General features: G+C 56.9%; 24 protein-coding genes. 8 read left to right on the forward strand and 16 right to left on the reverse strand.

Features of this window, described 5'->3' with window-relative positions; all coding sequences use genetic code 11:
• Nucleotides 1–95: 95 nt before the first annotated feature.
• A complete protein-coding gene (locus H8699_RS02880) occupies nt 96–299 on the reverse strand; it encodes a hypothetical protein (protein WP_249284403.1) in 204 nt (67 codons plus the stop codon).
• Between the two features lie 94 nt (nt 300–393).
• Between H8699_RS02880 and H8699_RS12515 the strand changes: the two genes are divergently transcribed.
• The 3 genes from H8699_RS12515 (at nt 394) to H8699_RS02895 (ending at nt 3,099) form a co-directional block, all read left to right on the forward strand.
• Complete coding sequence (locus H8699_RS12515; protein WP_249284404.1) at nt 394–1,845, forward strand: LuxR C-terminal-related transcriptional regulator; 1,452 nt, start codon at nt 394–396, stop codon at nt 1,843–1,845.
• Between the two features lie 215 nt (nt 1,846–2,060).
• Nucleotides 2,061–2,612, forward strand: coding sequence for a hypothetical protein (locus H8699_RS02890; RefSeq protein WP_249284405.1), 552 nt, complete (start codon nt 2,061–2,063; stop codon nt 2,610–2,612).
• A gap of 73 nt (nt 2,613–2,685) precedes the next feature.
• Nucleotides 2,686–3,099 carry a hypothetical protein gene (locus H8699_RS02895; RefSeq protein WP_249284406.1) on the forward strand — a complete coding sequence of 138 codons (414 nt, stop codon included), beginning with the start codon at nt 2,686–2,688 and terminating at the stop codon, nt 3,097–3,099.
• 154 nt (nt 3,100–3,253) lie between these two features.
• On the opposite strand, the gene vanW is transcribed toward H8699_RS02895, so the two are convergent.
• From vanW to vanG, 4 genes are read right to left on the reverse strand one after another with little or no spacing between them, the layout of a single operon-like run.
• Entirely contained in the window at nt 3,254–4,072 is an 819-nt protein-coding gene (vanW, locus tag H8699_RS02900; protein WP_249284407.1) for a glycopeptide resistance accessory protein VanW, read from the reverse strand.
• Nucleotides 4,054–5,526 carry a Na+/H+ antiporter NhaC family protein gene (locus H8699_RS02905; protein WP_249284408.1) on the reverse strand — a complete coding sequence of 491 codons (1,473 nt, stop codon included), beginning with the start codon at nt 5,524–5,526 and terminating at the stop codon, nt 4,054–4,056. Before H8699_RS02905 ends, vanW begins: the two co-directional genes overlap by 19 nt.
• Nucleotides 5,527–5,548: 22 nt before the next feature.
• The gene (locus H8699_RS02910; protein ID WP_249284409.1) at nt 5,549–6,112 is read right to left on the reverse strand and encodes a M15 family metallopeptidase; all 564 of its coding nucleotides are present in this window, start codon (nt 6,110–6,112) and stop codon (nt 5,549–5,551) included.
• The gene (gene vanG, locus H8699_RS02915; protein ID WP_249284410.1) at nt 6,109–7,170 is read right to left on the reverse strand and encodes a D-alanine--D-serine ligase VanG; all 1,062 of its coding nucleotides are present in this window, start codon (nt 7,168–7,170) and stop codon (nt 6,109–6,111) included. The genes H8699_RS02910 and vanG overlap by 4 nt, the downstream gene beginning before the upstream one ends.
• A 282-nt stretch (nt 7,171–7,452) precedes the next feature.
• On the opposite strand from vanG, the gene H8699_RS02920 reads away from it, so the two are divergent.
• Nucleotides 7,453–8,487, forward strand: coding sequence for a LacI family DNA-binding transcriptional regulator (locus H8699_RS02920; protein WP_249284411.1), 1,035 nt, complete (start codon nt 7,453–7,455; stop codon nt 8,485–8,487).
• Nucleotides 8,488–8,621: 134 nt separating this feature from the next.
• Here the strand turns inward: H8699_RS02920 and dgoD are convergent, their stop codons facing one another.
• The 4 genes from dgoD to H8699_RS02940 all read right to left on the reverse strand — a co-directional run bounded on the left by dgoD (nt 8,622) and on the right by H8699_RS02940 (nt 12,380).
• On the reverse strand, nt 8,622–9,767 hold the full coding sequence (dgoD, locus tag H8699_RS02925) for a galactonate dehydratase (RefSeq protein ID WP_249284412.1): 1,146 nt from the start codon (nt 9,765–9,767) through the stop codon (nt 8,622–8,624).
• 23 nt (nt 9,768–9,790) lie between these two features.
• Nucleotides 9,791–10,477: a bifunctional 4-hydroxy-2-oxoglutarate aldolase/2-dehydro-3-deoxy-phosphogluconate aldolase gene (locus tag H8699_RS02930; protein ID WP_249284413.1), complete on the reverse strand. Its 687-nt coding sequence runs from the start codon at nt 10,475–10,477 to the stop codon at nt 9,791–9,793.
• Nucleotides 10,478–10,758: 281 nt separating this feature from the next.
• Nucleotides 10,759–11,517 (reverse strand): L,D-transpeptidase family protein, encoded by a 759-nt coding sequence (locus tag H8699_RS02935; protein ID WP_249284414.1) that lies wholly within the window; start codon nt 11,515–11,517, stop codon nt 10,759–10,761.
• Between the two features lie 71 nt (nt 11,518–11,588).
• A complete protein-coding gene (locus H8699_RS02940) occupies nt 11,589–12,380 on the reverse strand; it encodes a sugar phosphate isomerase/epimerase family protein (protein WP_249284415.1) in 792 nt (263 codons plus the stop codon).
• A gap of 202 nt (nt 12,381–12,582) precedes the next feature.
• Between H8699_RS02940 and H8699_RS02945 the strand changes: the two genes are divergently transcribed.
• Both H8699_RS02945 and nrdG read left to right on the forward strand, forming a co-directional pair.
• The gene (locus H8699_RS02945) at nt 12,583–14,907 is read left to right on the forward strand and encodes an anaerobic ribonucleoside triphosphate reductase (RefSeq protein WP_249284416.1); all 2,325 of its coding nucleotides are present in this window, start codon (nt 12,583–12,585) and stop codon (nt 14,905–14,907) included.
• A gap of 2 nt (nt 14,908–14,909) precedes the next feature.
• On the forward strand, nt 14,910–15,407 hold the full coding sequence (gene nrdG / locus H8699_RS02950; protein WP_249284417.1) for an anaerobic ribonucleoside-triphosphate reductase activating protein: 498 nt from the start codon (nt 14,910–14,912) through the stop codon (nt 15,405–15,407).
• Nucleotides 15,408–15,499: 92 nt separating this feature from the next.
• On the opposite strand, the gene H8699_RS02955 is transcribed toward nrdG, so the two are convergent.
• Nucleotides 15,500–16,075: a DUF1836 domain-containing protein gene (locus H8699_RS02955; protein ID WP_249284418.1), complete on the reverse strand. Its 576-nt coding sequence runs from the start codon at nt 16,073–16,075 to the stop codon at nt 15,500–15,502.
• A 145-nt stretch (nt 16,076–16,220) separates the two neighbouring features.
• Here H8699_RS02955 and H8699_RS02960 point away from each other — a divergent pair, with 145 nt between their 5' ends.
• Nucleotides 16,221–16,907, forward strand: a complete 687-nt coding sequence (locus tag H8699_RS02960; protein WP_249284419.1) for an SGNH/GDSL hydrolase family protein — start codon at nt 16,221–16,223, stop codon at nt 16,905–16,907.
• 50 nt (nt 16,908–16,957) lie between these two features.
• On the opposite strand, the gene H8699_RS02965 is transcribed toward H8699_RS02960, so the two are convergent.
• The 4 genes from H8699_RS02965 to H8699_RS02980 all read right to left on the reverse strand — a co-directional run bounded on the left by H8699_RS02965 (nt 16,958) and on the right by H8699_RS02980 (nt 21,249).
• Nucleotides 16,958–17,566 carry a pentapeptide repeat-containing protein gene (locus H8699_RS02965; protein ID WP_249284420.1) on the reverse strand — a complete coding sequence of 203 codons (609 nt, stop codon included), beginning with the start codon at nt 17,564–17,566 and terminating at the stop codon, nt 16,958–16,960.
• Between the two features lie 29 nt (nt 17,567–17,595).
• Nucleotides 17,596–19,275 carry a formate--tetrahydrofolate ligase gene (locus tag H8699_RS02970; RefSeq protein WP_249284421.1) on the reverse strand — a complete coding sequence of 560 codons (1,680 nt, stop codon included), beginning with the start codon at nt 19,273–19,275 and terminating at the stop codon, nt 17,596–17,598.
• Between the two features lie 160 nt (nt 19,276–19,435).
• On the reverse strand, nt 19,436–20,368 hold the full coding sequence (gene fba / locus H8699_RS02975) for a class II fructose-1,6-bisphosphate aldolase (protein ID WP_249284422.1): 933 nt from the start codon (nt 20,366–20,368) through the stop codon (nt 19,436–19,438).
• Between the two features lie 170 nt (nt 20,369–20,538).
• Nucleotides 20,539–21,249: a 4Fe-4S binding protein gene (locus H8699_RS02980; protein WP_249284423.1), complete on the reverse strand. Its 711-nt coding sequence runs from the start codon at nt 21,247–21,249 to the stop codon at nt 20,539–20,541.
• Nucleotides 21,250–21,361: 112 nt separating this feature from the next.
• On the opposite strand from H8699_RS02980, the gene H8699_RS02985 reads away from it, so the two are divergent.
• Complete coding sequence (locus tag H8699_RS02985) at nt 21,362–22,045, forward strand: Crp/Fnr family transcriptional regulator (protein ID WP_249284424.1); 684 nt, start codon at nt 21,362–21,364, stop codon at nt 22,043–22,045.
• A gap of 6 nt (nt 22,046–22,051) precedes the next feature.
• Here the strand turns inward: H8699_RS02985 and H8699_RS02990 are convergent, their stop codons facing one another.
• Nucleotides 22,052–23,230 (reverse strand): M50 family metallopeptidase, encoded by a 1,179-nt coding sequence (locus tag H8699_RS02990; RefSeq protein WP_249284425.1) that lies wholly within the window; start codon nt 23,228–23,230, stop codon nt 22,052–22,054.
• A gap of 150 nt (nt 23,231–23,380) precedes the next feature.
• The gene (locus H8699_RS02995) at nt 23,381–24,205 is read right to left on the reverse strand and encodes an undecaprenyl-diphosphate phosphatase (protein WP_249284426.1); all 825 of its coding nucleotides are present in this window, start codon (nt 24,203–24,205) and stop codon (nt 23,381–23,383) included.
• Nucleotides 24,206–24,323: the final 118 nt, after the last annotated feature.

Below are 24,323 nucleotides of genomic sequence, written 5' to 3' on the forward strand. Positions count from 1 at the left end.
TAAAAACAGAGCCCTTTGCCAAAAGCAAAGGGCTTTTTGTATGATGGTCTTGCCCGCTCATCCAAGTATAGATAGGAATAAGCTCGCTTTCAGGTTCAGGCATCCCGCCGCTCCACCGCCGTGCCCGCCGGCAATGGGTAGCCAATGCGGGTGCAGCTTTTATACAGCAGCTTCTCCTCCAGCCCTTCTCCGGTAGACGGGTCCAGCCGGGCGCGGTACACGTCCGCCCGCTCGTAGACCTTTATCCTTTGCTGTATCGTTTTTAACGTTGCTAAAAAGTAGAAACGTGTAGAATCCATTTTTCTTGACAATCGCCGGCATTTTTTATACTCTAATAAAGAAAATGCTGCTTTGAGAGTATTATTACCGCTCAAAAGGGGTTGGAGCAGAGCTGTGATCTACAACGTTTCTTTCGATATTTGTGCAACAATCATCAGTGCTTTCTCATTATACCTAATACTCTCAAAAAAGGATATTCGTAGATCCTCTAATCGATTGTTAATGTATATCATCATCGCCGAATTGATTTCGGCTATTTTTGATATTTGGAGTTCTGTAGCCAATTCCTACGTTATGGATTACAGCTATCTTTTCCGTGATATTTTGAATTACATATTTCTTTTTGCCCATACCAGCACAGCTTGTCTGTTCGCCTGGTATATGATTATGCTATTGGGGCTGCAGCATCGAATCGGAAAAGTGTTGTTGGCTATATTTCTGCTCCCGGAAATTTTAGGCGTTGTGCTCCCACTAGCCCTTAATCCTGTTTTAAACTGGGTATTCTACTACGATAGCAGCCGCATTTATTCCCACGGCATCATGATCTATGCGCTTTATGGCGCCGGATATTTCTATATCTTATTCGCCACAGGGCTTGCGGTCCGCTTTCGTGGGACGCTACGCAAAGTGCAGCGGCAGGCAGCCATTTTGTTTTTGATCTTCAGCATCATTCCTATTTTCATCCAACAGGTTTTCATGCCCCATCAACTGCTTGAACTATTTTTTCAATCGATTGGTATTTTCGGCTTCCTCACGACAGTAGAGAATTTAAACGAAATCTACAACCCCATCACCAATGTTTATAACCGTATTATCTTTTTGCAGGATGTCGCCCTAGCAATCAAAAGTGAAAACCGTTTTGCGGTTGTTACGATCAAACTTTCGCGTTCCGAGTATTTACAGGCCATGCTGATGGGCACTGACTACTCTAACGGATTGTTTGCCAGCATTGCTGAACAGCTAAAAGAATTATTCTCGAATGATAACGTATACGATTGTGAGCGGGGCCATTTTGCAATATTGACCGATTACAATAGCCCTGATGCTACAAAAATGCTGATGCAAAACATTGCGCAGCGATTTACAGCCGGTTGGAGTTATCGCAATCATATCATGCAACTTCCCGCTCAGCTTTGCATCATTAATATCCCTGAGGATGTGCAAACGGCAGAACTATTAATGCAGCTGGTGGATTTAACCTATAATGGCATTGACGCCGCGCCACAAATCGCCACCGCCAGCTTGTTGCAAAAAGAGCTTCAGCAGCGGCAGACACCGATGTCCGCATCGGATCCGCTTTCCAAAGAACTCCTGGAGATGATGGATCAATTTGTCGCTGGTACCACTACGCTGACCCCAGCAGAGCGCCACATCATGCGTTTTTATATCGACGGGCATGAAATAGCCGAAATCCCTGAGTTAGCTTTTATCTCCATCAACACCGTACGTAAACATAATAAGAATATTTACAGAAAATTGGGTGTCGGTACCAAAGAAGAGTTAATGCTTTATATCGATCTGCTTCGCCGTAGCAATCGTTTAGATGAGCTTAATACCATACAATAGATAATCATACTACTTTTAGCGTGTTCAAGCGGCAAGGTATCCAATGGATACCTGCCGTTTTTATGCACTATCCGACAAAGTTCTCTAAAAAGTACCCGATGGGTACTATGCTTTCTTGCCGCTCCTTTGCTAAAATTTTCATGAAGCAGGCCTGCTGGCATCTTTTTATTTGATATTTTAAAGGAAAAAATACGCAAAAAGGGGTTCCATATTATATGAAAAAAGGTTTCGTTATACTGTCAGTTTTAATGTTGGTCACCGTCATTTTTGCTGGCTGTACCGCAGCACCTGCTTCAAACGGAGGCTCGGGGACGGCGCAAACCTCAGGGGAGACATTTGATGCTGGTAACGTTAACGCACTTGTTCCTAACGGTTGGAAGGCTTTTACTGTGTCCGATCTTTTTGATGATTACGAAGGGGATACCAATCCAAACAGCTTTTCCATCTACAAGGGAGCGCAAGATGAATTCGACCAGTTGACCAAGCCTGGTCTGCAGATCACCTATTACGGCAAAGATACGACTATGATGGAGCCTTGGAAAGATCTGTATGAGAATACCGAGGATATTTCTCCTTTTACCCTGGGGGCTTACACCTGGGAGGGCTTTACCGGCAAAAGCAACGATTATCCGGTAGCGATACTCTGGGCCGAAGATGGAGATGAGCAATTCCAGGTCAATATTTGGTTGGAAAACGGTGGTCAAAAACTAACCTTGGAAGATGCTGATGTTCAAGCGATTCTGACAAGTATTTCGCCTACGAAATAGCTTTCTAAACAATTTCATGTGTAGGTAACAGCACTTGCTGTCTATCTTAATATTTAATGTGGAGGGGTTTACAATGGAACAAACGGTAGCAAAAGGTTCTGGTTTTCTGAAAGTGACGGGAATTTTAATGATCATCGGTGGAGCGATTGCGTTGATCATGGCGATCATTGCCATTCTTGGCATCGCCGCGCTCGCCTATATTTCCGATGGGATGATCTCTTCTGGACTGCTGTATGCAGCGGGTATCCTGAGCCTGGTCAGCGCTGTAGCCGAGTTGGTAGCGGGTATTATCGGCGTAAAAAATTGCAAACGTACCGAAAAAGCGAACACCTGCATTGCCTGGGGCATCATCGTTGCCGTGCTTAGTGTAGCGGGTTGCATTCTCACTGCAGTGGGCGGCAGCAGTTTCCCCGTATTTTCACTTATCCTCGGGCTGGTGCTGCCTGCATTGTTTATTATCGGCGCCGTAAAAAACAAGAATGCCTAATCTAAAATTCGGACTAGAAAGAATCGCTTAACGTTTGCGCTAAGCTAAGTACGTTTACTTTATAATTCTGTTTTCATACTACTCTCTCAATACTTTTGCCGTGCAGCAACAGATGCTGCACGGCAACTTTTTACCCTCTTTTTCCTCTGCACCTTTAATTGCGCCGCTCCACCGCCGTGCCCGCTGGCAATGGGTAGCCGATGCGGGTACAGCTTTTATACAGCAGCTTCTCCTCCAGCCCTTCTCCGGTAGACGGGTCCAGCCGGGCGCGGTACACGTCCGCCCGCTCGTAGACCTTGCCCTGTGTGGTAAAATAGCGCGGGCCGTCGATACGCAGGCAATAATCATACTGCGGCTTTTCACTGCACAGGATGCGCCCGCGGATCAGCTCATCCGGGAAATCCAGCAACAGCTGGTAGCTATGTTCCGTATCGTTGCGCACCTTGAGGTCGAGCCATCCTTCGGACACGGTGGCATCCACCCCCTCGGGCATGCCTGGCGCTGGAAAGTCCTTTACCGTATGGGGATGGCGTTCCACGATAGTCAACGGCGTGTGCAGCACCAGCCACAGCACCAGGTCGCTCAGCTGGCACAGCCCGCCGCCGTAAACCCCGCGTATCTTGCCGTCCACCAGGCTTAGCCCCGGCTTATAGGGCGTCTTTTTATCCGCGTAGCGGCACAGCATCCAAAAAGAATAGGTCTCCCCCGGCGCGATCACCAGAGTGTCCATGGTGGCGGCAGCCAGCTTCAGGTTATGCGCCTTATTGTATTGATAGGCGATGTCGTATCCGCTCTCAGGGTTGATCACGGTAAAGGCGTCCTCAAATACCGGGTAAGGCAGGCGGGTCTTGGCCAGTTGGGCGGCGTAACGGTTGCGGTCCAGCCGCATTTTGAGGTAAAAGCAGCGCTTTTTCTGCCAGCGCCGCAGCGGCAGTAAAAAGGGGAATAGCTGTGTCAGCCTTTTGCGGGCCATCGTTTTTTCGCTCCTTTCGAACTTTGCTCCAGGCCGTCCTGCCGGCCGATCCCCAGGAAAATGCTGGCCAGCATCACCGCCAGCATGGCAAAGGAATAAAACACGAATGGGGATACCTGCGCCGCCGTCAAAGGTGTGGCGGTATCCGCCGCAAAGCCAAGGGTGTAGACCATGGCCGGCGTCCAGGGCAGGCAATAACATAGGGTGTTGGACTGGGCATCCAGCAGATTTGCCGTGCGGTAGGGACTGATGCCCTGCTTTTTCGCCAGCGGCAGGGCAAAAGATGCGCCAATGGCCAGGATGGCCGGGGCGTTTAGCCCCATCAGCGCCGAGAGGGCGATCACCATCAGGCTGATGGTCAGCTCCGTACCCCTGGGGCCCTTGGCGACTCTGCCGATGAGGGCCAGCAGCCTTCGGTCTCCGCCGCCGGCGCGCATGATGGCCGTAGCCCCCGAGAGCAGCAGCGCCAGGATGCAGACCTGGATCATCCCGCTGAGGCCCGATTGCAGCACCCCGCCTACGGCGCGGTCCAGCCCCTCCCCGGATACCGTGATCAGCGCCGGCAGGGCGGGCTGCGCCACATCGATCTGGATAAAGTCCATCAGCCCCGCGCCCAGGGCCACTGCCACGCCAGCAACGATCCCGACCGTGGTGGCGATGACGATGTCCCCGCTCTTAGCCGCCAGATAGATGGTGAGCAGCACCGGGATAAACATCAGCAGCGTCAGCGGGTTATAGCTTGTGGCCGTGGGATCACCCGTCCCCCCGGGCAGAAAAGCCGAAGCCAGGAAAATGGCCGCCAGCGTCAGCGCGCCGGCCACCAGCGCGTATTTGAGCCGCGAGCGCACTACGCCCGGCACGTCCACCCCCTGTGAGGTGGCCGAACAGATGGTGGTATCCGATATAGGGGCCAGGTTATCCCCAAAGGCAGCGCCGGAGATGATGGCGCCCGCCAGGATGCCCGGGTGCGCCCCCAACGCCAGCCCCGCCGGATAGAGCACGCCCATCCCGGCGGCAATGGTGCCAAACCCCGTGCCCGAGGCGGTGGCGAATACCGCGGAGGCGATAAAGGCGATGGCGGAAAACCACGCGCCACTTACGCCCGCGCCGGCCGCCAGCCCGGCTACTCCCGCGGCAAGGCCGCTGTCCCGCAGGATGCGGGAAAACACCCCGGCAAACAGCCAGCATACCACCGGGGTGATCGCCTCCCGGCTGGCCATGCCCGAGATCAGCGTGGCGGCGTAGCGCCCCTTATCCTTTGCCAGGAAAAAGGGGAGCAGCAGCGCGATAAAGGCGGGCAGCCACAGCGCCCCATCGGATATCGAACCAAAGTGAAAGGTCGTCACCAATATCAGGGCGATAAAGATGATGTAGGGCAAAAAGCTCATCCAGGGCCCGCCGTAAAAGGCCAGGCGTTCCTTTTGCGATGCCGGGGCGTTTTGGTTTGCGTCCATCACGTTTCCTCCTTCTGGCGCTCTAGCGCGCCGTTTTGAGCAGCCGGGCAACATATTCCTCCAGCGTCAGGCCTTCTCGCGCCATCGCTTGGGCGTGCTCCGGGCCCACGTAGCGGAAGTGCCACGGCTCGTGGGCGATGCCGGTCACCGCCTCCTTATCCGCCGGATAACGCAATATAAAGCCGAATTCCGCCGCCCGGGCTTTGAATTGCCCGCAAATACCGCCATCGGGGAAGGCGGGACGGATAAAATCGATAGGGGGCTTATTCTCCCCTAGGTCGATGGCCAGCCCCGTTTCATGCTCGCTGTGACCGGGCAGCGCCACATACTTCCGGGTAAATTCCCGTCCGTTCTCCCGCAGCGAGGCGGCATAGATCGCCTCCTGCTCGCTGCGCGGGCGGTATCCGCTCACCGGCAGGATCTTCCCCACCCCGCCGATGGCCGCCAGCAGGCCGTTTAGCGCCTGTTGCGCTGCGCGGCACAGCAGGATGCCTGGATGCGCTGCGTCAACGGCTACCAGGTCCATGGGCTTGCCCACATAGGCATGGGCCGCGTTGACCAGCAACGGAATCTGTTCTTCTCTCATGGGCGCACCGCCTCTGCAAGGATACGGTCCAGCATTTCAGAAAACGAGATGCCGGCCGCCTCCAGCATTTTGGGGAAGCGGCTGGCCGCCGTCATCCCCGGCAGGGTGTTCACCTCGTTAAAGACGATCTCCCCCTTGGGGGTCAAAAACAGGTCTACCCGCGCAAATCCACGGCAATCCAGGGCGCGGTAGACCTGTGCGGCCGTGTTCTGGATGCGCTGGGCCGTATCTGCATCCAGCCGGGCAGGCGTGTGCACCTTGGCGGTAGAGCGGTGGTACTTTTCGCCATAGTCCAGAAACCCATCTGCCAGCTCGATCTCATCCACCACGCCCATCGTCAGCGCGCCGCCCCGGCCCAGGATGGCGCAGCCCACCTCAAAGCCCGGCACCGCCGCCTCCAGCACCACTTTATCGTCCTGTTCCAGGGCCTCCCGCACGGCACAAGCGAGTGCCGCGGGGTTTTCTACCTGCGTGATCCCCAGCGACGAGCCGCCCCGCGCCGGTTTGCAAAACAGCGGGTACCCCACCGCCCGGCCAGAGCGCGCCCAGTGTTCCGGCCTGTCCTCTTTAAAGATGACCTCGCTGCGCGGGACTGCCACGCCGCTTTGCGCGGCCACGCGGTGAGCCAGGTCCTTATCCATCCCCAGGGCGCTGGAGAGCACGCCGCACCCGGCGTAGGGGATGCCCGCCAGCTCCAGCAAGCCCTGCACGGTGCCGTCCTCCCCATTTTTGCCGTGCAGCATGGGCAGCGCCACATCTACAGCTACCTGGCTGGGCCCCGCCGGCCCCCACTCCATCAGCGCGCCGGTCTCGTGCCCCGGGAGCACCACTACCGGGTGGCAGAGCGGATCCTGCAACCAGGTATCCCGGGGGATCTTTTCAATGCCGCCCTCATAGCGCATCCACTGCCCCTGCCGGGTGATGCCGATGGGCACCGGCAGATAGCGCTCTCCATCCAGATGTTGCAATACCGCATAGGCGGATTGCAGTGAAATAGCATATTCCGAAGAACAGCCGCCAAACAAAACCGCAACCTTTAATTTTTCAGTCTTCTCCATTTATTCGTTCCTTTCTTCAAAACGGGGCCTACAGGCTCCGGGCTTTCAAACAGGTTCCATTCTAGAGCCCAGGTTTTAAGTCCAGCTTATCAATTTCTTAAGATTCTCTTAGTTTTCGGCCGCCCTCTTTCCGCGTTTCGCCGGCGCCGTATGGGCGCTGTATAAACGCTGTGATACCCACGCGCCCTATAAAGGCAAATTGACAAATGCACCCCAAGCGCATTAAACTAATAACAAGTATAAAGAGTTTATCAATAGTCTTTTAAGATAGGAGAAATTTCCTTGGCCAGTATTTATGACGTTGCGAAATTAGCCGGCGTATCCCCCAGCACCGTCTCTTTGGTGCTCTCCGGCCGTGGCGAGCAGGCGCGCATCTCGGTTGCGACCCGGCAGCGGGTAAACGTAGCGGCCCAGCAGCTGCACTACCGGCCCAATATCTCGGCCAGGCGGCTGCGCTCGGCCTCCTCCCGCAGTCCGGATTATGTGATCGCGTTGTTTTGCGTCATGGATATCCGGGCGATGACCATGGGACGGATGCTGATGGGCCTGCAGCAGGCCATGCTGGAGCAAACCCGGGATATCGAGCTGATGGTACAGCCCTATATGAGCGGAGAGCTGGCTAAACTGCACTGTTGGGATGTGGCCAGCGCCTTTGACGGGGCCATCATCGCCAACGCCTCTGTGCAGGATCTGGAACAGATGGAGCAGCGCGACCCTCAGGTGCCCATCGTACTGTTCCAGCGCCAGTCAAAGCGTTTCAGTACGGTACTCAGCGATAACGAGGCGGTAGGCCGGGTATCCGCCCAGCTGTTTGCCGCCCATGGGCGCAGGCATGCGGCCGTGGTGTTGCCCCAGCCCGAAGCCTTTGGCAGTACTACCCGCCTGCAATACTTCCTGGATGAGGCCAAACGGCTGAATCTGTCTGTAGCGCCCGAGCATATCGTAAACGATGAGATGACCATGGCGGGCGGCCACCGCGCCATGGAGGCGCTGCTGCACACCGGGCAGATGCCGGATGCGGTATTCTTTATCTCAGACCTGATGGCCGCTGGCGCTCTGCCGGTACTGGACGAGGCGGGCATCCGGGTCCCCCAGCAGATGGACATCCTCTGCCATGGAGATAACGAGGTGGACAGCTTTACCAAACCCACCCTCTCCACCACCCGCATGCCGGTGGAAGAGATCACTGGCAAATGCATGGAGCTGCTGCTGGAGCTTATCGAGAGTAAGGATCCGACGCCCCGCAGCATCATGCTGGATGCGCCGCTGATCATCCGCCAGTCCTGTCCAGGCTTTCCGGAGGGGACGCAGGGGTAAGCGGAGACCAAATAAAAAAGAGGAAGGGGTCATATCCTTCCTCTTTTTCAAACGTTTGGCCGCGCAAAGCTGTATATAGAAAAAAGCCTTTGCCCGTTATGGGCAAAGGCTTTTCTTCTTACGCCAGGTTATCCTCACCATTCAGCCACTACGCCATCCTTCGTGCGCCACACGGGGTTGCGCCAGCGGTGGCCCTGTTTTGCGGCGGCGCGGATCTTCTCCTCATTCATCTCGATCCCCAGCCCCGGCGCGCTGGGCAGGGCTACGGCGCCATCTGAATAGCCGAAAACACCCGGGTCCGCCAGATAATCCAGCATATCCGTCCCCTGGTTATAGTGGATGCCCAGGCTCTGCTCCTGAATAAAGGCGTTGGGCGTGCAAAAGTCCAACTGCAACGAGGCCGCCAGTGCGATGGGCCCCAATGGACAGTGGGGCGCCACGGCGATATCGTAGGTCTCGGCCATGGCCGCGATCTTGCGCACCTCCCAAATGCCGCCGGCATGGCAAAGGTCCGGCTGGATAATATCCACATTTCCGCTGGCCAGCAGCTGCTTAAAGCCCCAGCGGGTATACATCCGCTCTCCCGTGGCGATGGGGATCCGGCTGACGCGCTTGATCTCCGCCAACGCCTCGTTATTCTCGGGCAGCACGGGTTCCTCTATAAACATGGGCCGGAAGGGCTCCAGCTCTTTGATGAGGATGTTGGCCATGGTCTTATGCACCCGGCCATGGAAATCCACCCCCACGCCGATCTCGTACCCCACCGCCTCGCGGATGGCAGCCATGCGGGCCACGGCCTCATCCACCTTGCGGTAGCTGTCGATAAAGGCCATCTCCTCGGTGCCGTTCATCTTGACCGCTTTATAGCCCGCCTCTACCTTTTCTCTGGCGTCCTGCGCGGCAGTGGAGGCCCTATCCCCGCCGATCCAGACGTATACCGGCATGCGCTCGCGCACAGGGCCGCCCATCAACTCGTACACCGGCACGCCCAGCGCCTTGCCCTTAATATCCCACAGCGCCTGTTCAATGCCGGAAATGGCGCTGGTCAGGATCGGCCCGCCCCGGTAAAAGCCGCCCCGGTACAGGGTCTGAAACATATCCTCAATGCGGATCTCCTTTCCCAGGAGATAGTCGCTCATCTCCTCCACCGCGGTTTTAACGGTATCGGCCCGTCCCTCTACCACCGGCTCGCCCCATCCGGTCAGCCCCTCGTCGGTGGTGACCTTTAAAAACAGCCAGCGTGGCGGCACCTGGAACAGCTCCATGCTCCGGATCTTCATCTATATCCCCCCATATTTTATTTTCAGTTGTTTTCTTTCAGGATCCGCACCAGCTCCTGCGCGCTGCGCCGCAGTTTGCCCCAGTCCCCCGCGCGGATAGCGCCCCTGTCGCACAGCGCGCCGCCCATTCCGATGCCGGCTGCGCCCGCCTTCATATAGCTGTCCATATTCTCGGGCTTGATGCCGCCCACGGCGATGATCTTCAGATCCGGCAGCGGCGCGCGGATGGCCTTGAGGTAATCCGGCCCCATGTTGCCCACGGGGAAGAGTTTGACCGCCGGCGCCCCCGCCTTGACGGCCGCCACGATCTCGCTGGGCGTAAATACCCCCGGCAGGGGCACGCATCCCAGTTCGATAGCGCAGTCCACCACCTCCGGGTCAAAATTCGGGGCGATGAGGTACCCAGCGCCGCTTTGCGCAGCCTCCCTGGCCTGCTGGGTGGTCACCACCGTGCCCGCGCCCAGATACACCTGCTCGCCAAAGCCCTCCTTCAGCGCGCGGATGCCTTTTAAGGTATCCTCATAGCGCTCGGGATGGTACTGCGCATCCGGCAGGGCCACTTCTACCATCCGCAGTCCGCCTTCACACAGCGCCTCCACAGTGGGTAACAGGTATTTAGATTCCACGCCGCGCAGGATCGCGATGATCTTATGCTTGTCCAGCTCCTGTAAAAAGCGGTCATTTACCGCCTCTCGGTTCTCTTTTCTCATGCTTAAGCCTCTCCTTATCTGCTTTAAATTGCTCGCCCGGCTCATTTCCTACTTATTATACCGCGTTTGCACCCAAGCGGGAACCATCTATCTTTATGCTTCGTAGATTTTCGCGGGTTGTAAAGGCATAAACAGGATGCAAAATGCTACCCAAACCGGATAGCAGTTCGCATCGCCTATCAAGCACCATGCAGCTTAAACCGGCACCAGCGCACAACAACCTGTGTACAGGAAAAGCGCCGGCCTCTTGAAGGCTGGCGTCCGCGTTTCGCTCCTGGCCCTTATTCGGGCGCTTCCCGGCCGATGGCATCCACGCAGCTTTTCAGCCGCGCATAAGTTTCTTCGTCTACCTTGCCGGAGGCATAGATCTGCTGATCCTTCTGGAACTGGCGCACGGTCCTTTCCAGATAGCTGCCAAACCGCCCGTCCGTCCCGCCGGGCTGATAGCCCAGGTCCTCCAGCATCAGCTGTACCTTTTGTACGTCGCTGCCCACATCGCCATTGCGCATCAGGCGAAAGGGCGGGTTATCGTGCTTAATCGTCACCCACGCGCCGTAGGGGACAATTTTATAAAGCTCGCGCACATCCTGATTTTTCATGCGGATGCAGCCGTGAGAGGCATTGCTCTTGCCCACGAACCAGGGCTCTACCGTGCCGTGGATGCCGTATTTACCCCAGGGCACGTTGATGCCCAGCCAGGCGCCGCCAAACCCCTCGCCCCAGTTGCCCTTATCCACCACCTTAAAGGTGCCGATGGGCGAGGGACTCTCCCGCGCCCCGCCGGATACCGGGTAGGTCTTGATGCATTCGCCCCCATGCCATACCTCCAGGGTATGCGCATCCAGGTCCACCTTCAGGTGCCAATCCACCTTGGGCCCTTCCGCGCTGGACATCTCCGCCTGCTCAGGCGCAAAATCCCGCGCAAAAAAGGCGTGGTGCATGTTTTGCAGCCCATAAAGCGCCCCCCATAATAGCAGCGCTGCGCCCAGCAGGCAGCCCATGCACAGCAATAGTTTTTTGAGCGAGATCACTTTGAGCATACCCAAAATCTCCGCCTTTCCCCATTATCCCATGGTATTCAAGGATATGGGGCATGAGGGGGAAATATGCGTTAATCCGCCCTAGCCGCCAACACCCGCTCTTCAAAGGCAGATAATCTCCTGTACGCCTTTTGCATGAACGCCTCCGGCCCCATGCTCTTTTCATCTTCCCGTGGGACGACCTCCAGCGACAGGCATCCTTCATATCCTGCCCCGGCCAGCAGGCGGGCGGTCTGGCGCCAGTCGATCTGGCCGTTGCCCGGCAGCCAGTGCCGGTCCTCCCGCCCGTCGTTGTCCGAGAGGTGCAAACAGCTCAACCTGGCCCCCAGCGCCTCCAACAGCAGCCCGGTATCTCCCCGCAAATGGCCGTGGGAGGTATCCAGGCAAAATTTCAGGCTCTCACAGCTTGGCGCGTGCATCACGTCCAGCAACAACTGGGGAAAACGGGTGTTTTCCACCGCTACCTCCACGCCCAGGCGTCGCCCCTCGGCGGCGATGCAGGCAAAGGCTTCCAGCCCTTCCCGGCTTTGGGGGGGCGGGGTATCGCCGCTTGTGGCATGTAGGACTACCCGCGGGTAGCCAAAGCGCGCGCACTCCCCGATCCAACCCAGATAAGCCGCCACCAGCGCGCCATTGTCCTTTTGCCAAAGTGCGTTTACCTGCTCATAGGGCAGGTGCACGCTGTCCACAGCCAGGCCGCTGCGCTCTACCATCCGCGCCCGCTGTTCGGGGGTACCGTAGTAGTCCGCCAGCGAATCTCCCCACCAGAGCATGACCGCGTCAAACCCGGCTTTGGCAATGGCTTCCAGCTGCTGCGCCAGGGGCAGCACATAGCCAAACCAGGTAAAAGCGCCTTTTTCCACTTTTGCCACCCTCCTGATTCTTAAATCCATCCAACCCTAAAGCCCGGCTGATACTCTTATTATAGCGGCATGCCGTTAAAATGGATACCCTTTTCCCCTTGACGTTGCGCCAAGCGCGATATACAATATATATGCAATATTAATTTTTAAAGCACAATATATTGTATATTATGAACTTTTATGCAGGAGGAGGCAGCTCATCATGATCACCAGCATCATCAAGCGCGACGGACGGCAGGTTCCCTTTGACCTGGATAAGATCGCCCAGGCGATCTGCAAAGCCTTTCAGGCATCCGGCAGCGCAAAGGGAATGGAAACGGCCACGGAGTTGGCCCGTCAGGTCGCTACGCTTTTGGAGCAGGATGAGAGCATTGGCGCCTCCCCCAGCGTCGAACAGATTCAGGATGTGGTCGAGCAGGTGCTGATCTCGGGCGGCTTTGTGCGCACCGCCAAGGCCTACATCCTTTACCGGGCCGAGCGCAGCCGCGCCCGGGAGATGAATACCCGCCTGATGCAGATTTACGAGGATATCACCTTTAAGCCCGCCCGGGATTCGGATATCAAGCGGGAAAACGCCAATATCGACGGGGACACCGCCATGGGCACCATGCTGAAGTACGGCTCTGAGGGCGCCAAGCAGTTCAACAATATGTTCGTGCTCAATCCCCAGCACGTGCAGGCCCACCAAAACGGCGATATCCATATCCACGACATGGATTTTTACACCCTGACCACCACCTGCTGCCAGATCGACCTGATCGCGCTGTTCAAGGGCGGCTTTTCCACCGGGCACGGCGTGCTGCGCGAGCCCAACGATATCGCCAGCTACTCCGCGCTGGCCTGCATCGCCATCCAGTCCAACCAGAACGACCAGCACGGCGGCCAGTCTGTGGTAAACTTTGAATACGCCCTGGGGCAGGGCGTGGGCAAGACCTACGTCAAGCGCTACCGGGATAACCTGGCCAAAGCGCTGGAGCTGCTGGCCGGGCAGGAGGATGCGCCCGCGCTGGCAAGCGAGCTGATAGCGGCGCTGGCGGCCCAGGGCTTACGCCCCACCCTGGCGGAGGATGCCCAATACCATCAGGCGGAAGCCGAAGCGTTAAGGCAAAAGGGGTTCGAACCTCAGCTGATTGCCCGCGCGCAGGCCTTTGCCCAGAAGCGCGCCTATCAGGAGACCGATAAGGCCACCTATCAGGCTATGGAAGCCTTTATCCACAATTTAAATACCATGCATTCCCGTGCCGGTGCGCAGACCCCCTTTAGCTCCATCAACTACGGGATGGATACCTCGCCCGAGGGCCGCATGGTCATGCGCAACGTATTGCTGGCTACGGAAGCCGGCCTGGGCAACGGGGAAACGCCCATCTTCCCCATCCAGATCTTCCGCGTTAAAGAGGGGATCTCCTACAATCCCGGCGACCCGAATTACGACCTGTTCGAGCTGGCCTGCCGGGTCAGCGCCAAGCGGTTGTTCCCCAACTTCTCTTTTCAGGACGCGCCCTATAACCTTAAATACTATAAAGAGGGGCATCCCGAAACCGAGATCGCCTACATGGGCTGCCGCACCCGGGTGATCGGCAACGTAGCCGACCCGGAGCGGGAGATTTCCAACAGCCGGGGGAACTTGAGCTTTACCTCCATCAACCTGCCCCGGCTGGCCATCAAGGCCAACGGCAACATCGCCCTGTTCTTTGAGGATCTGGACCGCAAGATTGATTTAGTGATCGCCCAGCTCAACGAGCGCTTTGAGATCCAGGCCCGCAAAAAAGTCTACAACTATCCCTTCCTCATGGGGCAGGGCGTATGGCTGGACAGCGACAAGCTGGATTGGGAGGATGAGGTGCGCGAGGTGCTCCGGCACGGCACCCTCTCTGTCGGCTTTATCGGCCTGGCCGAGACCCTGAAATGCCTGACCGGCCAGCATCACGGCCAAAGCGCCACCGCCCAGAACCTGGGGCTGGAGATCGTCGGGCACATGCGCGCCCGTTTGGATGAGGAAAGCGCGCGTACAAAGATGAATTACACCCTTTTAGCCACCCCTGCCGAGGGTCTAAGCGGCCGTTTTGTGCGGATGGACCGGGAAGCGTATGGTGTGATCGAAGGGGTGACCGACCGGGAGTACTATACCAACAGCTTCCATATACCGGTCTACTACCCTATCAGCGCCTTTGACAAGATCCGTCTGGAAGCGCCCTACCACGAGCTGACCAACGCCGGCCACATCACCTACGTGGAGCTGGACGGCGACCCCACCCAGAACCTGGCGGCCTTCCAGAAGGTGGTGCGCGCCATGCACGATGCGGGCGTTGGCTACGGCTCGATCAACCATCCGGTAGACCGTGACCCGGTTTGCGGGTATAACGGCATCATCGGCGATACCTGCCCCAGCTGCGGGCGCGAGGAGGGCGATATACCTTTTGAGCGCATCCGCCGCATTACCGGTTACCTGGTCGGTACGCTGGACCGGTTCAACAACGCTAAGCGCGCTGAGGAGCGGGATCGCGTCAAGCACGGGATGGGGGTCTGACCTTGCAATTACGTTTAAGCGGCTTCACCCAGGATTCCATCGTCGACGGTCCAGGGCTGCGGGCCACCGTATTTTTGCAGGGCTGCCCGCACCGCTGCCCTGGCTGCCATAATCCGCAAACGCACGCTTTTGACGGGGGCACCCTCATGGATACGCAGGCCCTGCTGCAAAAAATCGCCGCCAACCCGCTGCTGGACGGCGTCACCTTTTCCGGCGGCGAGCCCTTTTGCCAGGCGCAGGCGCTTTGCCATCTGGCCCGAGGGGTACGCGCCTTGGGGCTAAACCTTTGGTGCTATACCGGCTATCTCTTTGAAGAGCTGCTGGAAAAGGGCGATCCTCACCAAATCGCGCTGCTAAGGGAGCTGGACGTGTTGGTGGATGGGCCGTTCATCCAGGAGCAGCGCAGCCTGGAGCTGACCTTTTGCGGTTCGCGCAACCAGCGCATAATCGATGTGCATCAGAGTCTGGCCGCCGGCACGGCCGTCACGATCCAGCTTTAAGCTAGAAATAAAATTTTTAAGAGCAAAAGGCATAAAAATAGCCAAGTGCCGCAATCCTATTGATTGCGGCACTTGGCATCTATTTCACTCTCTCACTTATCGGCTTTTTTATCCGCTTTGGAGGTTTCCTTGCCCTCTTTGGGCAGAAGGGATAGTATCTTCTCGGCTATGATGCGCCGGGCATTGGCTTCTAACACCAGCTGCAAAGCCAGGTGGATGAGCGCTTCGCAGTCCTCCGCCTCTGTGCAGGCCTGAAGCGAGCGTTCAAACCGGTCCGTCTGTTCCAGCAGCACCTCGTCCTGCGTCTTGCAGAACTGGGAAAACATGCCGTCCACATTTTCTTTGGTGCGGTAAAAACGGAGCAGCCGTTCGATCTCCTCCATGGAGATGATGGGCTTGATCATCGAGATCGCCATGAGCAGCGCCAAATGCTCCCGGCTGTACTTTTTGCCCTGGGGGCGCGGCAATATTCCGTTTTTGGCATAATTGTTGATCATCGAGGGCGTCATCATCTTATCCTGATCCTGCGCGCGCAACAGCGCTGTTTGCCGTTCCAGATAAGTGATGACCTGGTCCATATACAGGTCGATATCCGGCAGCTGAGACCAGGCTACGGTTTTATGCTCTTTCAGCTGCTGGGCCCATTGCGCAAGGGTATCAAAATCCAAGTCCCGTTTCCCCCTTTTCCGAAATATCATACCATATTTCGTACCGATGCGCAAGGGCGGAACGGCTTGACAGGAACACAAGAATCGTGTAATATGGTTTTGTAAACCATATTAAATAATTTCAAAAACATGGTAGGTGAATTACATGACCAATGTAGCCGTATGGGGCGATTCTATTTCTAAAGGTATTTTGTACGATTCGGAGCGCAAGCGCCACATCATCCTCCCCAAGGGCGGTATCCAGGCCGCGGCGGAGTGCCTGGGGCTGGGCCTGCAGAACTTTTCGCGCTTTGGCGCGACCATTTCAAAGGGATGGGAGCGGTTGCAAAAGTCCTTATCCCAGGGCATAAATTACGACCTTGCGCTGCTGGAATATGGCGGTAACGATTGCGATTATGACTGGAGCCAGATCTCTGCCAATCCGGATGGCGAATATCTGCCCTTTACGCCGCTGGAGCAGTTTAAAAAAATCTATCAGGCTATGATCGCCGCCTTTAAAGAGCGTGGGATCACGCCCGCGGTCATGAACCTTCCGCCCATCGATTCCAGGCGTTATCTGCAGTTTGTTACCCGTAATGGCTTAAGCGCGCAAAACATCCTCAAGTGGCTGGGGGATGTAGAGCATATCCATCGTCATCAGGCCGCCTACTCCCAAGTGGTGGAGCAGATCGCACTTGAAAACGGCTGCTATCTGGTGGATGTACGCAAGGGTTTTTTTGACGCAGGCGATTACCGCGCCCTGTTGTGCGAGGACGGCATCCATCCCAACCTGGAAGGGCAGCGCTGCATCCAGCATCAGCTGGTGGGCTACGCGCACGCGATGGGGATTTAGGTACAAATATAGGCATAAAAAGGGCCGGCAGCTTGCCGGCCCTTTTGTTTTTATTCTACGCTGGCGCCCATGCGCTGGGCCAGCAGCACCGCCTGCTGGAGGTCGATCTTGGTGCCCTTCATCCGGCACTGTCCAAGGTCTGTCCCGGTGATGTCCGCTCCCCGCAGGTCCGCCCCGATCAGGGAAGCGCCCTGTAGCATCGCATAGCTTAAGTCGCAGCCGGAAAGGTTGGCAAAGCTCAGGTCGCAGTCCTGCATATCCGCGTGGGAAAAGTTCATATCGCTTAAGTCGTCCTTTTTAAACTTCGCCCCGGATAACAGCGCATAGCTGAAATTGCCCCCGCGGATCACCCAGCCCGCCGTGTTGGCCTTGATAAAGCTGGACGCCGTGCCCTTACAGTCCATCATTTCTGCGGCGAACAGGCTGGCCCCGCCAAAGCGGCAGGAGATAAAGGCGCTGGCACGGTGCAGGGAGCCGTTCAGATGCGCGTATTCAAAGTTACAATCCATAAAGGTGCAGGCATGGGTCTGCATTGCCGACAGCATGGCCCCTTTAAAGCTGCAGGCGGTAAAGCGGTAGCCGTCTAAAGTGAGGTCGCTTAAATCCTCCCCTTCAAAGCTTACCTGCTCGTATACCTTGATCTCCGGGTCAAAGGTCATCTCTTTTCCTTTCCACAGCGCGCAAGGCCTTAAAACAGGCCGGTGATCTCGCCCTGCTCGTCCACATCGATCTGCTCAGCCGCCGGTACTTTCGGCAGGCCCGGCATGGTCATGATGTCTCCGGTGAGCACCACCACAAACCCCGCCCCTGCGCTGACCTTCGCGCTGCGCACCGTTACGCGGAAGCCCTCGGGCGCCCCCAGCTTTTTGGGGTCGTCGCTAAAGGAATACTGGGTCTTGGCCACGCAGACCGGACAGGCGCCAAAGCCATCCTGCTCCAATTTTTTAAGCTCGCGCTTGGCCGCGGCGGTAAAGTCCACGCCCTCGCCGCCATACACCTTCTGCACCACCGCCTCCACCTTTTCCTCCAGGGAGAGGGTATCCTCATAGGCAAAGTGAAGCGCCTGGCGGGGCTTTTCGCAAAGGGCCAGCACTTCTTGGGCCAGCGCCTTGCCGCCTTCGCCTCCCTTGGCCCATACATCGCACAATACAGCCTTTACGCCCAGGGCGTTGACCGCCTCCAGCACGCTATCCACCTCCGCCTGGGTATCGGTGGGGAAGCGGTTGAGCGCCACTACCACCGGCAGATGATACACCTGCGTGATATTGCGCACGTGCCGCAGCAGGTTGGGCAGGCCCGCCTTGAGCGCCGGGATATTCTCCTCATTCAAAGCGTCCTTGGCTACCCCGCCGTGGGATTTAAGCGCCCGCACCGTAGCCACGATCACCGCGCAGTGCGGCCGCAGCCCGGACAGGCGGCACTTGATATCTAAAAACTTCTCCGCGCCCAGGTCGGCGCCAAAGCCGGCCTCGGTCACCACATAGTCCGCCAATTTCAGCGCCATGCGGGTGGCGATCACGCTGTTGCAGCCGTGGGCAATATTGGCAAAGGGCCCGCCGTGAATCAGCACCGGCGTGTGCTCCAGCGTCTGCACCAGGTTGGGGTTAAGCGCGTCTTTGAGCAGCGCGCACATAGCGCCCTCCGCCTTTAAATCCCCCGCGGTAACGGCCTTGCCCGCGTAGGTATAACCTACGACGATGGCTGCCAGCCGCTTTTTCAGATCTTTAAGATCCTTCGCCAGACAGAAGATCGCCATTACCTCGCTGGCTACCGTGATCTGGAACCCATCCTCCCGGGGCATGCCCTGCATCCGCCCGCCAAGACCGGAGACGATCTGGCGCAGCTGCCTGTCGTTCATATCCAGGGCGCGCTTCCAGGTGACCCGCCGCGGGTCGATCCCCAGCGCGTTTCCCTGTTGGATGTGGTTATCCAGCAGCGCAGCCAGCAGGTTATTGGCCGCCGTAATGGCGTGTAAATCCCCGGTAAAGTGCAGGTTCAGCTCATCCATGGGCACCACCTGGGCGTAGCCGCCCCCCGCGGCCCCCCCTTTGACGCCGAATACCGGCCCCAGCGAGGGCTCCCGCAGGGCGATGGCCGTGCGCTTGCCTAACCGGCTTAGCGCATCGCCCAGCCCCACGCTGACGGTGGTCTTCCCCTCACCTGCGGGCGTGGGGTTGATGGCCGTCACCAATACCAGCTTGCCATCGGGCTGTTCTTGCATTTTATCGATCAGCTTCAGGTTCACCTTGGCCTTATAGCGGCCATAGGGTTCCCAGTCCGCCTCCTTAAGGCCCAGCTTTTCCGCGATCTGCCCCACAGGGCGCATCTGCGCCTGGCGGGCGATCTCCATATCGCTTAAATGTGCCATATTCTACCTCCCCCTCGATCCTTTCGCTTTGGGCTTACCCCGCCCAAAGGTTAAAAAGGCGCTGTCCCCACGAAAACGCGGAGCAGCGCCTTTTAAAACGTTCAAGCACAACCAAGGCGCGGGCCGCAGCCATCCTTGCTGCAGGGCCGGCTTTAGGCTGTTAGATCTTGTTGTTGCAGCCCAGCACCTCTACGATCTTATGGCGCACGCTCTCGCGCACCGCATCGCGGGCCGGGGTCAGGTACTGGCGGGGATCAAAGTGATCCGGATGCTCCACCATGTACTTGCGCAGCGCCGCCGTCACGCCCAGACGGATATCGCTGTCGATATTGATCTTGCACACCGCCATCGTGGCAGCCTTGCGCAGCAGCGCCTCGGGTACGCCCTGGGCGCCGTCGATCTTGCCGCCGTACTGGTTGATCATCTCCACATACTCGGGGATGACCGAGGAAGCCCCGTGCAGCACGATGGGGAAACCGGGCAGGCGCTTGGAGACCTCTTCAAGGATATCAAAGCGCAGGTGCGGCTCGCCTTTGAATTTGAACGCGCCGTGGCTGGTGCCGATGGCGATCGCCAGCGAATCCACGCCCGTGCGGGAGACGAACTCTTCCACCTCGGCCGGGTCGGTATACAGCGCATCGTCCGCGGCGACCTTTACATCGTCTTCCACGCCGGCCAGACGGCCCAGCTCGCCTTCAACCGTCACGCCCCGCTCATGGGCATAATCCACGACCTTCTTGGTCACGGCGATATTGTCCTCAAAGCTGTGGTGAGACCCGTCGATCATCACGGAGGAGAAACCGCCGTCGATGCAGGCCTTGCAGATCTCAAAATCGGCGCCGTGGTCCAGATGCAGCGCGATGGGAACCTCGGGCGCGTCGATGATCGCCGCCTCCACCAGCTTGGTCAGGTACACGTGCTTGGCATACTTGCGCGCGCCCGCAGATACCTGCAGGATGACCGGAGCCTTCTCCTGCTGGGCCGCCTCGACGATGCCCTGGATAATCTCCATATTGTTCACGTTAAAAGCGCCGATGGCATAACCGCCCTCATAGGCTTTTTTGAACATCTCGGTCGTGGTAACTAATGGCATAGGGAAATCCTCCTTCGTACTTCTACAATCACTAATCGGATTTATAGCCCTATTATACGCTGCTTGCGGTTATTTTTCAAACATATTTACACCAAGGATAGTATACGGCGCAAAAAGCCGGCAAAGGCAGCCCGTTACAGGCCTTCTTTGCCGGCTTTCAAGCGCATGGATCAGCTGCGCTCTACAATGCGCCCGTCACAGCTGATGGTCACCACCTGCCAGGGGATGAGCTTGCCGCTTTCCTGCAGCGCGCGCTTGGCCGCCAGCTCGATCCCGCCGCAGCAGGGCACCTCCATGCGCACCACCGTTACGCTTTTAATATCGTTGTGCCGCAAAATCTCGGTCAGCTTTTCGGCATAGTCCACGCTGTCCAGCTTAGGGCAGCCGATCAGCGTCACCCGCCCGGCGATGAAATCCTCGTGGAAGTTGCCGTAAGCATACGCCGTACAATCGGCCGCGATCAACAGCTTCGCATCCTTAAAATAGGGCGCATTTACCGGAGCCAGTTTGATCTGCACCGGCCACTGGCCAAGGCGGCTGGCCGCGTGCGCGCGGGCGGCTGGCTCTGTCTGAATCGCGGCATCGGGCTTAAGGGCGCGGCTTTGCGTACCCGGGCAGCCGCAGGGCAGCGGCTCTGCCTGGCGCCCGGCCTGGGCCGCCTGTACCGCCGCCGCATCATAGGCGGCAGCCTCCCGTTCTACAAAGGTGATCGCTCCGGTCGGACAGGCGGGCAGGCAATCCCCCAGCCCGTCGCAGTAATCGTCCCGCATCAACTGCGCCTTTCCATCCACCATGGCGATGGCGCCCTCGTGGCAGGCCGCCGCGCACGCGCCGCAGCCGTTGCATTTATCCTGATCGATCTCGATAATTTTACGGATCATTTTAAAATCCTCCCCACAAAAGTTTTTAATTCCCTTTACCTCCTGGTTCGATTTGATTATACTAAGGACAGACCAAACATTCTGTTGTTTTTACAACATTCAAGAGGATTTTATGCAGTCTTATGTAGAAGTTTTTTCCCATTCACCCCTTTTAAAAGGGATCGCTCCCGAGGCGTACGAAAAGCTGCTCGCCTGCCTGGAGGCGCATACCAAGCATTTCCCGCGCGGCGGTTATATCCTGCGCGCGGGCGAGCCGCCCATTCAGGTCGGACTGATCCTGTCGGGCAGCGCGCATATCATGAAGGAGGATTTTTGGGGAAATCGGGCGATATTGGCCGATGTACAACCGGGCGAACTATTTGGCGAGGCCTTTGCCTGTGCCGCCGCGCCCCTGCTCGAGGTCAGCGCGGTAGCCACGGAGAGCAGCGATGTCCTCTTTTTTAACCTGCAAAACCTGCTGTCGCCCTGCCCCAGCGCCTGCGGTTTTCACACCCGGCTGATCCGCAATCTGGTAGAGATACTCGCCCAAAAGAACGTCGGCCTCACCCAAAAGCTGGAGCATCTATCCCGGCGTTCTACCCGCGAAAAGCTGCTCAGCTTTCTTTCCGCATGCGCCCTGCGCCAGGGGGGCGCCCGTTTTACCATCCCTTTTAACCGTCAGGAACTGGCCGATTATCTCTTTGTCGACCGCAGCGCCATGTCGGCGGAGCTCTCCAAACTTCGGAGCGAGGGATTGATCGCTTACCATAAAAATCAGTTTCAGCTGCTGCAGGCAAATACCGCAGGCAAGCGATAGTAACCGCTAATCATCTGCCTTGCGCGGTTCCTCTGTTCCACCCCCGTCAGCGGTCCGCGCTCGCCTATACTTTTGCTGCGCGAGAGCGAGCAGCTCGCGTTCACTCTCCACATCGCCGGCATATGGATGCGACCGAGCGCTTTTATCAAACTCCGCCAGAAACCCCTGGGCTGCCGTCTCATCCCCTTTTGCCAGCAGCGCGTAGGCATAATCCGTTCTCAAGACGAAAAGATGGTGTTTCATAGCCTTGTCGTATTTTTCATCCCGCTGTCCCACTCGTTTTTCAAGCGTCTCCACGCGGTTAGGGCCGATCAGCTCGCAATAGATCCGGTCGTACAGCAATTGGTTGCGATGCAGATTCACCAGACCCGTATTCTCCTGCAGGAGGCGGTCGATCCGTTCGCTGGCCTCCCCAAAGGCATGACTATCCATCAATCGGTTGCAGGCAAATGCCTCAATTGTAGACGCCAGTGTGTTCGCCTTTCCTTTAGCAAGCTGGACAACAAACCATTCAGGCGGCATATCCTTGAGACGTACGCCCTCGGTCTGCAATTGATTTACCTTCAACTGCACCCATAAATACTGCAGCGCGCTTTTATCCCGGCTCAGCTCGCGGTATTCATACCCGTCGTTTGGAAGCTGTGCGGACATATAGGGAATGCCATTGAGCAGCGCGCTGACCCATCCCGCTAAGGATAGCACCAACAGGATAACAGCGGCAATGGCCGGCAGCTCCAGTACGAAAAACAGCGCCAAGAAAGCCAGTGCCCAAACCAGGTCCGCTATCACGCCGCCCAGATAGTAAAGCTTGTAGGGCATCCGCCCATCCAGCATTTCCGGCGGCGCCATCAGGCACTGGCCGCCCGTACCCATTAACGATAACCGTTTTAGGCGGAGCTTTCCGCCTTGTTTGACCCACATAAAATTCTGCACGCGAAATGAACAAAACCGATACCCTGTCAATTTACCAAAAATAAAATGCCCGGTCTCGTGAATGATGCTTTCCAAGAGGATCGTACCAAAGAGGAGTGATGAAACCACTACCAAAAGCATCAGCTTTGGCCCGATCTCATCTTCCACCCCCCACCGCGTGCCCGCATATAAAAATGCCAATAATAACGCGGCTGCTAAAACCAGAGATTGAAACTGCGCGTAGATCCCCCCGCCCGGCTTTTTCTTTTTCATCTTATCTCTCCCACAGTCCGTATTGCGCCATAGGTCAAGTCCACCATAAAAATCATAACACACTTTCTGCCGCCTTATATAACCGCTTGCATTTATCGGAATAAAAAAAGCGCCCCATTAAGGGGCGCCTGGCGCTTATATTCACAGCCGCTATTTGGCCAACAGGAAGTAGGCGATCACGATCACGCCCAGCACGATGCGGTACCAGCCAAAGGCCTTGAAATCGTGCTTTTTGATGTAGCCCATCAGGAACTTGATGGCCAATACCGAAACCAGGAAGGCTACCACCATACCGGTCAGCAGGATGCCGATCTCCATCCCCGTATAGCTGAAGCCGAATTTCAGCAGCTTGATGAAGCTGGCGCCGAACATCACCGGAATCGCCAGGAAGAAAGTGAATTCCGCCGCCACATAGCGGGATGTGCCGATCAGCATCGCCCCTACGATAGTAGCGCCGGAGCGGGAAGTGCCCGGGATCAGCGCCAGTATCTGGAAAATGCCGATGACCAGCGCCGCCTGCCAGGTCATTTGCTGGAAGTTGCGGATCAGCGGACGCCGGTTGCGGTTGCGGTTTTCGACCAGGATAAACGCCACGCCGTAGATGATCAGCGTGATCGCCACCGTAATGTAATTATAAAAAAGCTCGTGCAGCTGGTCGTCAAACAAAACGCCGATGATTCCCGCCGGAATGGTCGCGATCAGCACCTTGCCCCAAAGGGAGAAGGTATCCCGCTTCTGCTTGGCCGATTTGCGGGGCGAAAAGGGGTTGAGCTTATGAAAATACAGACAGACCACAGCCAAAATCGCTCCCAGCTGGATGACGACCAGGAACATATCCATAAACTCCTGGCTGACGTTGAGCTTGATAAACTCATCTACCAGGATCATATGCCCGGTGCTGGAGATCGGCAGCCATTCCGTGATCCCCTCTACAATGCCTAAAAAGACCGCTTTTAAGATTTCTAAAAAATCCATCTTTTTATCCTTTCCTCTTGTGGTCGCATTCCCTAACCATCATACGCTATTTATCCTTATTTTACTATAGATCAGGTTTGAAACAACGGTAAAATGAAAAATTTGCAAATTGGATAAA

This window comes from Luoshenia tenuis (assembly GCF_014384745.1).
Lineage (GTDB): Bacteria > Bacillota > Clostridia > Christensenellales.